At 74.7% G+C, this 12,653-nt stretch carries 12 protein-coding genes and 4 pseudogenes; 5 read left to right on the top strand and 11 right to left on the bottom strand.

What is annotated here, in order from left to right; all coding sequences use genetic code 11:
• Positions 1-102 (bottom strand): annotated as a pseudogene (locus tag AC2CJA_RS16765) (flavin reductase family protein); the annotation flags it as partial.
• 130 nt (positions 103-232) lie between these two features.
• Here AC2CJA_RS16765 and AC2CJA_RS16760 point away from each other — a divergent pair.
• Positions 233-646 carry a site-specific integrase gene (locus AC2CJA_RS16760; protein ID WP_484603501.1) on the top strand — a complete coding sequence of 138 codons (414 nt, stop codon included), beginning with the start codon at positions 233-235 and terminating at the stop codon, positions 644-646.
• A 115-nt stretch (positions 647-761) separates the two neighbouring features.
• Positions 762-1,022 (top strand): annotated as a pseudogene (locus AC2CJA_RS16755) (hypothetical protein); the annotation flags it as partial.
• Here AC2CJA_RS16755 and AC2CJA_RS16750 read toward each other — a convergent pair.
• Together AC2CJA_RS16750 and AC2CJA_RS16745 are read right to left on the bottom strand one after the other, a co-directional pair.
• Complete coding sequence (locus tag AC2CJA_RS16750; RefSeq protein WP_484603500.1) at positions 919-1,146, bottom strand: hypothetical protein; 228 nt, start codon at positions 1,144-1,146, stop codon at positions 919-921. The pseudogene AC2CJA_RS16755 and the gene AC2CJA_RS16750 overlap by 104 nt on opposite strands.
• A gap of 192 nt (positions 1,147-1,338) precedes the next feature.
• Complete coding sequence (locus tag AC2CJA_RS16745) at positions 1,339-1,761, bottom strand: hypothetical protein (RefSeq protein WP_484603499.1); 423 nt, start codon at positions 1,759-1,761, stop codon at positions 1,339-1,341.
• A 787-nt stretch (positions 1,762-2,548) separates the two neighbouring features.
• Between AC2CJA_RS16745 and AC2CJA_RS16740 the strand changes: the two are divergent.
• A pseudogene (locus tag AC2CJA_RS16740) lies at positions 2,549-2,982 on the top strand (HAD family hydrolase).
• Between the two features lie 6 nt (positions 2,983-2,988).
• On the opposite strand, the gene AC2CJA_RS16735 reads toward AC2CJA_RS16740, so the two are convergent.
• Positions 2,989-3,621 carry a DedA family protein gene (locus tag AC2CJA_RS16735; protein WP_484603498.1) on the bottom strand — a complete coding sequence of 211 codons (633 nt, stop codon included), beginning with the start codon at positions 3,619-3,621 and terminating at the stop codon, positions 2,989-2,991.
• Between the two features lie 230 nt (positions 3,622-3,851).
• Here AC2CJA_RS16735 and AC2CJA_RS16730 point away from each other — a divergent pair, with 230 nt between their 5' ends.
• Positions 3,852-5,507 carry a glycoside hydrolase family 13 protein gene (locus tag AC2CJA_RS16730; protein WP_484603497.1) on the top strand — a complete coding sequence of 552 codons (1,656 nt, stop codon included), beginning with the start codon at positions 3,852-3,854 and terminating at the stop codon, positions 5,505-5,507.
• 86 nt (positions 5,508-5,593) lie between these two features.
• Here AC2CJA_RS16730 and AC2CJA_RS16725 read toward each other — a convergent pair.
• Together AC2CJA_RS16725 and AC2CJA_RS16720 are read right to left on the bottom strand one after the other, a co-directional pair.
• Positions 5,594-5,770 (bottom strand): annotated as a pseudogene (locus tag AC2CJA_RS16725) (TetR/AcrR family transcriptional regulator); the annotation flags it as partial.
• 260 nt (positions 5,771-6,030) lie between these two features.
• Positions 6,031-7,362 carry a hypothetical protein gene (locus AC2CJA_RS16720; protein ID WP_484603496.1) on the bottom strand — a complete coding sequence of 444 codons (1,332 nt, stop codon included), beginning with the start codon at positions 7,360-7,362 and terminating at the stop codon, positions 6,031-6,033.
• 360 nt (positions 7,363-7,722) lie between these two features.
• Between AC2CJA_RS16720 and AC2CJA_RS16715 the strand changes: the two genes are divergently transcribed.
• The gene (locus AC2CJA_RS16715; protein WP_484603495.1) at positions 7,723-8,088 is read left to right on the top strand and encodes a hypothetical protein; all 366 of its coding nucleotides are present in this window, start codon (positions 7,723-7,725) and stop codon (positions 8,086-8,088) included.
• A gap of 46 nt (positions 8,089-8,134) precedes the next feature.
• Here the strand turns inward: AC2CJA_RS16715 and AC2CJA_RS16710 are convergent, their stop codons facing one another.
• The 5 genes from AC2CJA_RS16710 to AC2CJA_RS16690 form a co-directional block, all read right to left on the bottom strand.
• A complete protein-coding gene (locus tag AC2CJA_RS16710; RefSeq protein ID WP_484603494.1) occupies positions 8,135-8,305 on the bottom strand; it encodes a hypothetical protein in 171 nt (56 codons plus the stop codon).
• 708 nt (positions 8,306-9,013) lie between these two features.
• A complete protein-coding gene (locus AC2CJA_RS16705; RefSeq protein WP_484603493.1) occupies positions 9,014-9,505 on the bottom strand; it encodes a YflT domain-containing protein in 492 nt (163 codons plus the stop codon).
• A gap of 97 nt (positions 9,506-9,602) precedes the next feature.
• Complete coding sequence (locus tag AC2CJA_RS16700; protein ID WP_484603492.1) at positions 9,603-10,694, bottom strand: YeiH family protein; 1,092 nt, start codon at positions 10,692-10,694, stop codon at positions 9,603-9,605.
• Complete coding sequence (locus AC2CJA_RS16695) at positions 10,694-11,311, bottom strand: cysteine dioxygenase family protein (protein ID WP_484603491.1); 618 nt, start codon at positions 11,309-11,311, stop codon at positions 10,694-10,696. The genes AC2CJA_RS16700 and AC2CJA_RS16695 overlap by 1 nt, the downstream gene beginning before the upstream one ends.
• Positions 11,312-11,419: 108 nt before the next feature.
• Positions 11,420-12,325, bottom strand: a complete 906-nt coding sequence (locus tag AC2CJA_RS16690) for a LysR family transcriptional regulator (protein WP_484603490.1) — start codon at positions 12,323-12,325, stop codon at positions 11,420-11,422.
• Positions 12,326-12,653 lie beyond the last annotated feature (328 nt).

Genomic DNA, 12,653 nt, shown 5'->3' with positions numbered 1-12,653 from the left:
GTGCATGACCGCGTCCTTGCCGACGCAGACCAGGACCAGCGGGGGGGCGAGCGAGACGGAGGTGAAGGAGTTGGCCGTCATGCCCCGCGGGGGGGGGCCCCCCCCCCGGCCCCCCCCCCCCCCCGCAAACCCGCGGCCGGCGACGGCCCGGACGTTCCGCGGGACGATCTCCACAGGAAGGATCCTTCCTACCCCTACCCGCGGGCGTGTCCGGCCGGAATACTGCCGGGCCATGACACTCACGGACGAACGCATCACCGCCGAACGGCTCGAGCAACTGCTCGCCGACGACTCCATCGACATGGCGCACCGGGCCCTGTGGCTGTTGCTGTGGGAAGGGGATCTGCGGGTGCTGGACCTGCTCTCCCTGGAAATCCGGGACGTGGATCTGCGGGCGGGGCGGGTGACCGGAGTCTGCGGCAGAACGGTGTCCGAGGACGAGGGGACCATCAGCGAGCGGGCGGCCGGACTGCTGCGCACGCTGGTCGGCGACCGCGGGAGCGGTCCGCTGTTCGCCACGGGGAACCGCGCGCTCGGCTGGGAGCAGGTGATGCAGACCGCGGGTGAGCAGGGACACGCCATCCACGAGTTCCGCGCGGGCGGCAGGCTCCACCGCCGGGAGGAACCGGCGGCGGACCCCGGCTGAGACAGGCCCGCCGTACCACAGGCGGGGCCCGGGAGCCGCGGAAACCGCGGGGAGAGGGTGTGGGAGCGGTCCCCGGGGAAACCCGTACCCCGTGCCAGTACGCAAGCGATGCGCCGTGGCCGCGTCGGGCCGGTGGACCGACGAGGAGGACAACGTCCGGCCGCCCGTGGGTGAGATGCACACCCGGGAGCAGGGCATGAACCAGACCGTGTGCGGGCTGTCCCTCAGCCGCTCACGGCTCGACCGCTTCCCGCATGTGACGTGGACCGACGTCATCCCCGAGTCCGGCGGTGCGGCCGACCGAGTGCAGCGGCTGTGCCCGCGGTGCGCCTCGGTCGTGGGACGCGGAGGAGCTGACGCGCGCCCCCGGTGGCGTGGGCGACCAGGCCGGCGATGTCCTGCGGGGACTTCAGCAGCGACAGGAACATCACCTTCAGCACACGGTGCGCCTCACCGTCGAGGGTGTGCACCGCGCCGTGCCCGAACAGGGTGCTCTTCACCGGTTCGGGAAGGGCCGGCCCGCGGCGCGGCGCGTACGGTCGGGCGGCCAGGCGTAGCCCCGGGCGGGCAGGGAAAGGTGCTGTCCGGCGGGGGCGGGAGAGGTTCATGCGGGCCGCGTGCCCGGCGGATCCGGGCGAAACGGCCGGCCGCGCGGCCCGAGGAGTGCGGCGGCGGGATTCCGCCCGGCGGCGTCACCCGCGTCCGGCGTCCTCCCCACCGGCCTTCCGGGGCCCCTCGCCGGCCCTCTTCCCCCCGGTACCTTTCTCCCCGGCCGCGTCGTCCCGGTCGACGGTCCCGGCCGGATCCTCGCCCACGACGGACCTGCCCGGCCGGGTGCGCGCGGGGCCCGCGGGCTGTCCGCCACCTGTGGTGCCGTAGCTCCCGGAGAGGCCCGGCGGCATGTCCGCGTCGGCCTCCTCCCGGCTGATGTGTCGCCTGGCCCGCACATTGGCCCGGCGCTCGCCGTAGGGGTAGTCGAAGGGGCGGGTCTCGCCGCGCTCGCGCTCGGCCTCCCGGATCTCCCGGACCTTGTCGTCGTCCGGTGTCCACTTCGACGGCGTGCTCCCGACCGCGTTCCTGTCCGGCTTCCCGTTTGTGTCCTTTTTGTCGTTCATGTGGGGTGCGTACCCTCGGGTGACACGGGCATGCGCCGTGCCGCCGTGGGTACCACGGCGCCGGGATCCCGCGGGAGAGGGGAACGGGCGTGGCAGGGCCGGACGGAGGCGGCGGCGCGCCGGGGCCGGAACGGTCCCGCCCCCGTCCGGAGGTCGGGGAGGACACGTCGCCCGGCCCCTCGTCCCGCCGCCCTCCGGCCCCCTGCCCGGCGCCGCGGACGAGGGGCCGGGCACGCACCGCCTGGAGGAGCCGGGTCCGGCCGGCTGCTGCTCGCGCCCCAGGCGGCCGACTCCACCTGGGATGTCGTCGGTGGCGGCCACGGCCCGGATGTGGCCCGACTGGACGCCGCGCTGCACGTCGTCTTCCGGCGCTTCCCCGTGAACCCGGCGGGGGTGGCGGGATTCTCCGACGGGGCCTCCTACGCGCTCTCGCTGGGGCCGGCCAACGGAGACCTGTTCGGTGCGGCGCCGGCCTTCTCGCCGGGGTTCATGGCACCGATGGTCCGCCACGGACATCCCCGGATCTTCGTCTCCCACGGCCGGGACGATCCCGTCCCGCCGGTCGGCACGTGCAGTCGGCGCCTCGTCCCGGAACTGGTGCGGTCCGGTTACGCGGTCACCTGCCGGGAGTTCGGCGGCGGTCACGAGGTGCCGCCCGAACTGGCCACGGAGGCGCTGCGCTGGTGGGTGGACGGCCCGCGGCCGGCCGCGGGCCGTGAGCGGCGAGCGCGAGCACGGTGGGAGCATGGTGCGGGCCGCATGGCCGTACCGCACCCGGAGGTGACCGATGGCGTCCCGCTCTCTGGCGGCGTTCGACCTGGACGGAACGCTCGCCGACGTCCGTCACCGCCTGCACCTCCTCGGCGGACGCCGCGGCTGGGAGGCCTTCTTCGCCGCCGCCCCGACGGCCCACCGCTGGCCGAGGGCGTCGAGCCGGCCCTGGCCGCCGCCGGGGGGCACGAGATCGCCTATGTGACCGGACGGCCGGTGCGGTGCGCCACGACACCCTCCGGTGGCTGACCCGGCACGGTCTGCCGGACGGACCGCTGCCGACGCGCGGCGGGCGGGACCGCCGGCCGGCCCGCGTTGCCAAGCCCGAACTGCTGCTGAGCCTGGCACGGCGACGCCTACGAGGCGGCCGGTCTCACGGTGCTGCGGGCCGGGTGGATGACGGGCGAACCCGTCCCGGAGGAGGCCCGGGAGAGGAAGGGGCGCACCTGAGGCGCCCTACCGGCCACCGCGGCGGTGCCGCACCGTACGGACGGCGACGAACACCACGACGGCCGCGACGATGACGGCCACCACGGCCTTCGAGTACATCGAGACGTAGTCCGACACGGCGTGCCAGTTCTCCCCGAGCGCGTACCCGGTCAGCACGAAGAGGGTGTTCCACAGCAGGCTGCCGAGCGCGGTCAGGGTCAGGAACGTCGTCGCGGGCATGCGCTCGACGCCGGCGGGGATGGAGATCAGGCTGCGGAAGACCGGGACCATCCGCCCGAAGAAGACCGCCTTGGTGCCGTGTCTGGAGAACCACGCCTCGGTCCGCTCGATGTCCGACGGCTTCAGCAGCGGGATCCTCCCCGCGATGGCCAGGGTCCGCTCCCGGCCCAGGAGCGCGCCCGCCCAGTACAGGAGGAACGCCCCGGCCACCGAGCCGATCGTGGTCCACAGCAGGGCGCCGAAGAGGCTGATGTCGCCGCGGCCGGCGGCGAACCCGGCCAGCGGCAGGATCACCTCGCTCGGCAGCGGGGGGAAGAGGTTCTCCAGGGCGATGGCCAGGCCCGCCCCCGGGGCACCGAGGGTCTCCATCAGGCCGGTGGCCCAGTTCGCCAGGCCGTCACCCTGCTGTGCTGCGGACATGTCTCTCCTTGTACGGCCCGGAGTTGTGGGGGCACGGACGGTGTGAGGACGGTTACCCGGCCCTTTGGGGGCGAACCGCGTGACGGTGGTGGGAGGACCGGGGACAGGAGTCCGGACATCGCCTGACATGGCATATGTCACGTGCTCGTATCGCGGGCATTTCTTGACCGTGAACCGAGTCCCGACCCAATAATTCGGCCTGTCTTGCAAAAAGGACCCGAGAGGCAGCCGTGATACAGAGCACGCCCCGAGGTGGCGACGCCGACTGGTGGCGGGAGTCCGTCGTCTACCAGATATACGTGCCCAGCTTCGCCGACGCCGACGGGGACGGCATGGGCGACCTGAAGGGGGTCACCGACCGCCTCGGCCATGTCGCCGAGCTGGGCGCGGACGCGGTGTGGCTGACCCCCTTCTACCGCTCGCCCTGGGCGGACGGCGGCTACGACGTCAGCGACTACCGCGACGTCGATCCCCGTCACGGCACCCTGGACGACTTCCGCGAGCTTCTGGTCAGGGCCCACGCCCTGGGGCTGAAGGTCATCGTCGACATCGTCCCCAACCACTGCTCCGGCGAGCACCCCTGGTTCGCCGAGGCGCTGGCCTCCCCACCAGGCTCACCCGCCCGCGACCGCTTCGTCTTCATGGACGGCCGGGGCCCGGACGGCGGCGAACCGCCCTCGGACTGGCAGTCCAAGTTCGGTGGCGGGGTGTGGACCCGGGTGCCGGACGGCCAGTGGTACATGCACATCTTCGCCGCCGAGCAGCCCGACCTGAACTGGGAGAACCCCGAGGTCGTCGCCGAGTTCGAGAGCATCCTGCGGTTCTGGCTGGACCTGGGCGTCGACGGTTTCCGCATCGACGTGGCCCACGGCATGCGCAAGGACCTCGCCCCGCCGCTGCGCGACACCAACGGATCGGACTCCGCCCCCCTCAACGCGCCGCCCGAGGGGCACGACCACCCCTTCTGGGACCGTGACGAGGTCCACGACATCCACCGGGCCTGGCGGAAGATCCTCGACGAGTACACCCCGCCCCGGATCGCCGTCGCCGAGGCGGGCGTCAGCCAGGCGCGGCTGCCGCTGTACACCCGGCCCGACGAACTCCACCAGGCTTTCAACTTCCCCTATCTGCGCTGCCCCTGGGACGCCGACGCCTACCGTGAGGTCATCGACTCCTCGCTGGAGGGCGCCCGCTCGGTCGGCTCGCTGCCCACCTGGGTGCTGTCCAACCACGACGTGGTGCGCCACCTCAGCCGCCACGCCCTGCCCTCCGGTGCCGACACCGTCGCCTGGCTGATGTCGGACGGCCGTGAGCCGGCCGCCGACGAGAAGACGGGCCGCCGCCGGGCCCGCGCCGCCGCCCTGCTCACCCTGGCGCTGCCCGGCACCGCCTACCTCTACCAGGGCGAGGAACTGGGCCTGCCCGAGGTGGCCGACCTGCCGCGCGAGGCGCTGCGCGACCCGATGTGGGAGCGGACCGGGAACGCCCGCAAGGGCCGCGACGGCTGCCGCGTACCGCTGCCCTGGGAGCGCTCGGGCCCGTCCTGCGGATTCGGCCCGGGCGGGAGCTGGCTGCCGCAGCCCGACGGCTGGGGCGAGTACTCGGTCGAGGCCCAGACCGGACGGCCGGATTCCTTCCTGGAGCTGTACCGGGCGGCCCTGAAGACCCGCCGCTCCTTCACCGGGGACGAGAGTTTCACCTGGCTGCCCGCCCGTGACGGTGAGCTGGCCTTCCGCAAGGGGGCCCTGGAGTGCCGGGTCAACCTCTCCGGCACCCCGCTGCCCCTGCCGCCGTCCGCGGCCGGGCCGCTGCTGGCCAGCGGCCCGTGCGACGGGCGGACGCTGCGACCGGACACCGCCGTCTGGCTGGACGCCCAGCCGCACTGACTCCCCGGGCCGCTGACGCCGCCGCGTGTCAGCGGCCCGGCGCGTTCCGCGCCCGCACCAGCGCCTCGACGCCGTACGAAGCCGCTGACCAGCAGGGTGATCCGCGCCTTCTCGCCCTCGTCCGGCCCGGTGCCGCGCAGACAGGTCAGGCCCCGCTCCGTCCAGGCCACCGAGTCGGGCGTGATGGGCGGCGAGCTGATCGGGACTCGGAGCATCCACAGGCCGCGGTGCAGCACCTCCCGGTGGGAGCGGGCCCCGTGTGCGAGCGCGGTGCGCCGGCCCGAGCAGCGCCTTCGCCCCCCTGGACAGCATGCCGGACTGGCTCCGCGGTTTCGCCGGGAACCAGCCGGTCACCCCGCTGATCGAATCGCTGCGGGGCTGCTGCCGGGGCAGCCGGTCGGCGGTGCGCCCTGTCAGGCGCCGGCCTGGTGCGCCGGGATCCTCGCCGTGTCCGTCGCGGCATGAGACCCCGGGCGGGCCCGGAGAAGGGCCCGCCCGGGGTCCGGAGAGCCGGCCGGGGAGCTCAGAAGTCGCCCCCGCCGAAACCGCCCCCGAAACCCCCGCCGCCGAAGCCTCCGCCGAAGTCGCCCCCGCCGCCGAAGCCTCCGCCGAAGCCTTCGCCGCCCTCGCCCCAGCCGGGACCGTAGCCGTAACCCCAGCCGCCCAGGCTGCTGCCCAGGACCGTTCCGAAGAGCAGACCCGGCAGCAGCATCGAGCCGTAGCCGCCGTAGTAGCCGCCCATCCACGGACCGTAGGCCGGGCCCGCGTCCCAGTAGGGCACCCGCTCGCCGGTCGCCGTCGGCACGGTCCGCACCGCCGGGTCCAGGCCGTCGTCGAGCCGGGCGGCGTCGGCCGCGCAGACCGGCACCTCGCGGGGCGATCCGCCCGGGGGCGCCCACTCCGTATCGCGCACCGACGGCCCGTGCCGGGGATCGAAGAAGCACGGCGGCCGCCGCTGGGGCAGCTCCCGCCCCTCCCGCCGGGCGTCCAGCACCGCCAGGGCGAACCGGCCGTCCTCCAGCGCCTCGGACACCGTCCGCACGTCGTCGGGGCGGCGGGCCGCGTCGGAGGCGTCCTTGGCCTTCTCGTACGCGTCCAGGGCCCGCCGGTAGTCGTCGAGCATCTCCGGGGTGACGCCGGGGGCGGAGGGGGAGAAGTCCAGCCGGTCCAGGGTTTCGCCGTAGGAGGTGATGTCCTCCTGGACCGCCGCCCGCACCTGTTCCAGTTCGGCCCGCTCCTCCTCCCGCCGCCGCTCGCGCGAGCGCCGTGCCAGGAACAGACCGCCGGCCGAGAGCACCGCCAGCACGGCCAGGAAGCCCACCAGGACGCCGGCGCCGCCCGTGCCGCCGTCGGTGCGCGCGGCCGACTGCACGTCGGTGACGAAGCCGCCGAGGATCCGCTCCGGTTCGCCGGAGTGCTCCCGCAGGTTCTGCCGGGCCAGCTCGCCGGCGGCCGAGCCGGCCAGCACATCGGCGTCCGAGGCCGCACCGAACTGCGAGCCCAGTGCGACGCCGTACACGCCGGGGCGTCCCACTTCCGAGCGCAGCCGGTCGAAGACGGCGTCGCCCCCGTAGGAGGAGTCGGCGGGAAGGACGGCGATGTAGACGGGGACGTCGCCGGCCCGGATCTGCTCGGCGAGCCGGTCGGCTTCGGACTCCGAGAGTTTGTCGGAGGCGGCCGGGTCGACGTAGACGGGATCGTCCCGCAGGGCGGTCGCGACCTCGTCGAGGCCGGTGGCCGCCCGGGCGCCGCCGGCGGGTGTGAGGAGGGCGGTGGCGAGGGCGAGCAGGACGGCCCAGAGCAGGGTCGCCCGCCGCCCCCGGAGTATGTGAGAGATGGGGCGGTTTGTCCTCATGGTGTTCCGTTACCCGACCGTCGTCCGGCCACCCGGGGAACGCTTCGGGAAACCGCGCGGAAACGCGAGGGCGGGGCCCGGCGTGCTGGGATGTCCCAAAATGGTTTACGGTTGAATCAGATGTGGGTGCCGGCGGACGCGGAAAGCGCCTCTTCCCCCGGGCGCCGCCGTCCGGGCATCCGCCTCGCAACCGGCCCCGGTCGAGTTCTCCCCCGTCTCGACCGGGGCCTTCCCCTCCTCCCGGGAGCGCTCCGGGACCGGGAGCCGCCTGGGCACGGCCGTACCGTGGAAGGCGCCCCTCTTCCGCCCGCCGGGGAGTCCCGTTCATCCCCGCTCTTCCATCCGCGCACGGAGGCCGCGTTGTCCTCGACCTCGATCGGAACCGCCCGTCACTTCCACCCCGCGGGGACGCCCGGGGACATCTGCCGCGATCACAACCGTGCGGCACTGGCCACCGTGGTGGCCGCCGAGGCACGCCGCAGGGGATACGGTCCGGACCTGAGCGACGAGCAGATCGACGAGTGCGCCGAGCTCGCCGGACGCAGGTCCCCCTCGCCCACGTCCCGGAAGGCGATCCGGGCGGCTCTCGGGCCGCCCGTCACCGCCGAGGACGCACCGGAGACCGTGGCGGCGGCCGTCTTCGACGCGCTGCCCTCGAACCCGGTGCGCGTGGTCGGGCGCGACGGCCGGGAGTTCTTCCTGGTGCCGCTCCCGGCCACCGCCTGACGGCACCGCCCGGCCCGTCCCCGGGGGCGGGCCTGGCGGCCCGGGGTCATTCGGGTCGGCTCGGTGCCTCGCCCAGTTCTCTCCAGTCCAGGACCTGGCGGGTCTCTCGCAGTATTCGCTCGGCCGCCTCGCGTGTCTCGGTGGGGACGTCCCCGAGCTCTTCCAGCAGGCCTTCGTAGATCGGCGGGTGTTCGGTCCGGGTCGCGGTGGTCGCCATGGTGCGGATCCTTCCTCTCGTGTCACGGGTGCCGTGAGCGACCCGTGGTGCGGCCGTTCGCCGCGCCCAGATCGTTTCACGTACCGATCGCGCCCGCCTCCGTACCCGTGATCCGGGCGCACCCGCTGCGGGAACGTCCGGCCGCGGCGCGGCTGCGGACCAGCGGGCGGCTACCCGTGGCGGTGTCGGTCATGCCCCGGGCCGGGGAGACCCGCGCCACCCGGCGAGGTCGCGGGGGAGCCCTCCCGGAACCCCGGAACCGCTCCGGGGCGGACCCCGAGCGGCTGCGGCGGGCCCTGCTGGAACCGCACGCGGGAGGGGGTGTGACCTGCGGCCGGCTGCCTGCCGACGCCGGCGCGACTGCCCGTCTTCCCCGTGATGTACCGGCTGTTCACGGCGGAGCGGGTGGACGGCGAACCCAACGGGCTGCTGGAGGACCGGCCGGGCGAGGCCCGGCTGGGCGGGGTCTACGCCGACGCGCTCGCGGACGGCGGCGTTCTCGGCCCGCAGGGGCTTGTGCACCCCGCCCTGTTCGCGGTGATCGCCGCCGTGGCGGCCGGGCTCCACCTGGCCACGACCACGGCGTGGACGGCGGCGGAGCGGGCGCTGCTACACCGCGGCCCAGACCGCGGCCGTGCGGCCGGCGGCCGGGAGCGAGCGGGGGAGGGCCGGAGCCTCCCGACCGCACGGACGGCGCCCGCGCCGTGGTCATGCCGTGCCCGACAGCCCCTCGCGCTGGAGGATGCCCCGTGCCCGGTCCGCGTGCCCGCCGCGCACGACGACGTCGTAGCGGGCGGCGGCCAGGGACTGGGTGGAGGAGAAGTCGCGCCGCCCGCCGGTCGCGGCGTGGCCGACGAACCCGAAGACGGCCCCCCACAGCGCGCCGATGACGAGGCCGCCGAGGATCAGCCCGAGCCAGGCCCCGCCGGTGGTGAACAGACCCACCAGCAGGCCGATGAACAGACCGAACCAGGCGCCGCTGGCGGCCCCCATGCCGGCCGCCCGGCCCTTGGTCATCCGCCCGGTGACGTGCTCGACCAGGCGCAGGTCGGAGCCGACGACGTCGATCTGCTCCACGGGGAACCTCTCGTCGGAGAGGCGGTCCACGGCGGTCTGCGCCTCCGCGTAGGAGGAGTAACTGGCCACCGTGTTCCAGGCATCGCTGACAGGGTTCACGGGGTTCGGTTCGATATTGGGCATCTCGCACCCTCCTTGCCGGGGTGTCCGCTGTCACCCGACTTCCCCGGCGGCCGCCCCTTCATGGGCGCCGGGGAAGTCGGATGGCGGCTCGCGAGCCTCAGGAGGTGAGCAGTACGCCCGTATAGGAGGCCCCGGCGACGACCACCCACGAGCAGGCCCCGAGCACGGCCAGCCGTACGCCGGTTCGCGCCAGGGAGGGCAGGTGCACGGCGCTGCCCAGGCCGACGAGCGCGGCGGCCAGGACGAACTCCCGGACCGCGGCGGTGGCCTCCAGCGCGCCGGCCGGGACGGCCCCGGTGGTGCGTACGGCCACCGCCGCCAGGAATCCGGCCACGAACAGCGGAACCAGCGGGGGCCGCCCTCCGCCCGTTCCCCCGTCCCGGCCCGCGCGCCGCACCGCCGAGACGGCCACCGCCGCCACCAGCGGGGCCAGCAGCAGTACCCGCATCAGCTTCACCAGCACCGCCTCGCCCAGCGCCGTCCCGCCCGCGGTCTGCGCGGCCGCCACCACCTGGCCCACGTCGTGCACACCGGCGCCGACCCAGCGCCCGAACTGAGGGTCGTCCAGACCGAGGGGGTGGTGCAGCAGCGGCAGGACGAAGACGGCCAGTGTGCCGCACAGGGTCACCAGCGCCACGGAGGCGGCGGTGTCCCGCTCGTCGCTGCCGCGCGCCTCGCCGACCGCGCCGATCGCGGAGGCCCCGCAGATCGAGTAGCCGGTGGCGACCAGCAGCGGCTGGTCCCCGCGCAACCCGAGCCGGCGGCCCAGCCACAGGGTGCCGGAGAAGGTCGAGGCCACCACCGCCAGCACCATGCCGACGGTCGCCCAGCCCAGCCCCAGCACGTCGCCCAGACTCAGCTCCAGGCCCAGCAGCACCACACCGACGCGCATCAGCCGCTTCCCGGCCAGGGAGAGCCCGGGCCGGCCGGCGCCGGAGACGAGGCGGCCCGTCCCCGGCAGATGGGCGGCGGCGACGCCCAGTACGACCGCCGCGGTCAGCATCGGTACCCCCGGCAGCAGCCGGTGCGCGGCCCAGGCCAGCGCGGTGCCGCCCGCGGCGAGGGCGAGACCGGGCAGCGGGCCCGGCGCCTCCCGGCGCCGGAGCCCCGGCCCGGCCGGACGCGCGGGGAGCCGCCCGCCGTCGTGCTCTCCGGTGTGCCGTCCCGGCCGCTGTCCGAGCAGTGCCATCAGCGGTCGGCGGGCAGGTCGGCGGGCAGGTCGTAGACCCGGCGGACACTGCTGCCCAGACGGGAGACGTCGGCGCCGTAGACGTGGAGGGAGACGGCCTTGCCCGGGCCGCCGTTCCAGACCCGGTGGATGTCGCCGGGGGGCGCGAAGCCGCACACCGAACCCCGTGGGTTCACCACGTCCTCGGTGGCCACCAGCCGTGCCCGGCCGCCGGGGGAGTCGGCGGGCAGCAGCCGGTAGCGGCGCTCCCGCTCCTCGCCCTCGTGGACTCCGGTGACGCACCAGGAGACGTGGTCGTGCACGGAGGTGCGCTGACCCGGCAGCCAGACGAGGGCCACGACCGAGAAACTCCCGTCCGCCTCGGCGTGCAGCAGGTGCTGGCGGTAGCGCTCGGGATCGCCCTCGCACTGCCGGGGGGTGAGCAGGTCGGGGGCGCCCAGGTGGGGTGCCAGCTTCTCGCCGACCAGATACGCGGTCGGGTCCGGCGGCAGACCCCGGCCCACGGCCGCGCGGATGTCCGCGACGAGGGCGGCGAGGCGGTCGGTCGTCCGCGGGCCGGCGGTACGGGTGGCCGGGCGGGTGTCGGGATGCGCGGTGGAGGAGAGTGAAGCGGCCATGTCCGCAGCGTCGCGCCCGACCATCCATCACGTCCAACGAGGGTTTCTTCGATGCTCCCCAAAATCTGCTTATGGAGAGCCGCGGAGCGGGCCGCCCGACGGCCGTCCTCAGCAGCCGGCGCGGTTCGCCGCCACCGCCCGCAGTTCCTGGAGCACCAGCGCGGTGGCCGGTATCCGCAGATGCTCGCGGAGCACGTACGCCGAGACCTGCCGCCGGGCGGCCGGGTCCAGGGCGCGCCCGGTGACCTTGCGGTGGACCAGGAAGGACAGCACCAGCCCCGGCATCATGGCGATGCCCAGCCCTTCGGCGACCAGGCTCTGCACCACGAGGTTGTCGTCGGTGGTGAAGACGATGTCGGGGGCGAAACCCAGCTCGGCGCACTCGTGCAGGAAGTTGGCGCGGCAGCGCAGGCAGCCGGCGATCCACCGCTCGTCCGCCAGCTCCGCCAGCCGGACCGCCCGCCGCCGCGCCATCGGATGCCCGGTGGGCATCAGCACGGTGAGCTGGTCCTCCAGCAGCGGCACCTCCACCAGTTCGCCGGGCACCTGCTCGCGCAGACCGGGGTAGGTGAAGGCCAGGGTGATGTCGCACTCGCCGCGCACCACGCGGTCCAGCGACTCCGGCGGCTCGCTCTCCTGCAGTTCGACCCGGATTCCGGGATGCTCCGCCGCCAGCCGTGCCAGCGCCTCCGGCACCAGCGTGGCCCCGGCGCTGGGGAACGCGCACACCCGCACCCGCCCCGCGCGCAGCCGGGTCAGCGCCGTCATCTGCCGCTGGGCGGCCTCCATGCTGCCCAGGATCACACCGGCGTGCCGGGACAGGGCCTCGCCCGCCTCGGTGAGCCGCATCCGCCGGCCGGCTCGCAGGAACAGCGGAGTGCCCACGACCCGTTCCAGCGCTTTCATCTGCTGGGTGATCGCGGGCTGTGTGTACCCCAGGGAGCGGGCCGCCGCCGAGTACGAACCGGTGCGGACCACCTCGTGGAAGGTCCTGATGTGCCGCGAATCGAACATGCCGGAACGATAAACGGATTTTGGGGGTGGCGAGAGACCGCTACGAGCCTTCAGTGGAGCGTGTGCGGCCGGCGAAGCACCGGAAGGACAGCCCCTACGGGCGCTCGCCGAGCGCCGTCATGGTCCGGCCGATCAGTCCGGGCACGTCCCCGCGTCCCTGCCCTGCCGCGGGCCGCGGGCAGTGGCGTCCGGGCGGCGGCCGAGAAGCCGGAGGGCGCCGCGGGGGAGGAGCGCGGCCGCCGAAGGCGCCGACGCGACCGGTACCGCGGGCGGGTGGAGGGGTGTTCCCCACCGCGAATCCGGGTGGCCGCACCCGGCGGGGTGCGGC

This window comes from Streptomyces sp. ATLC9 (genome assembly GCF_057196705.1).
Note: the sequence above shows the minus strand (reverse complement) of the source record. Positions and strands in the feature narration are given on the sequence as shown.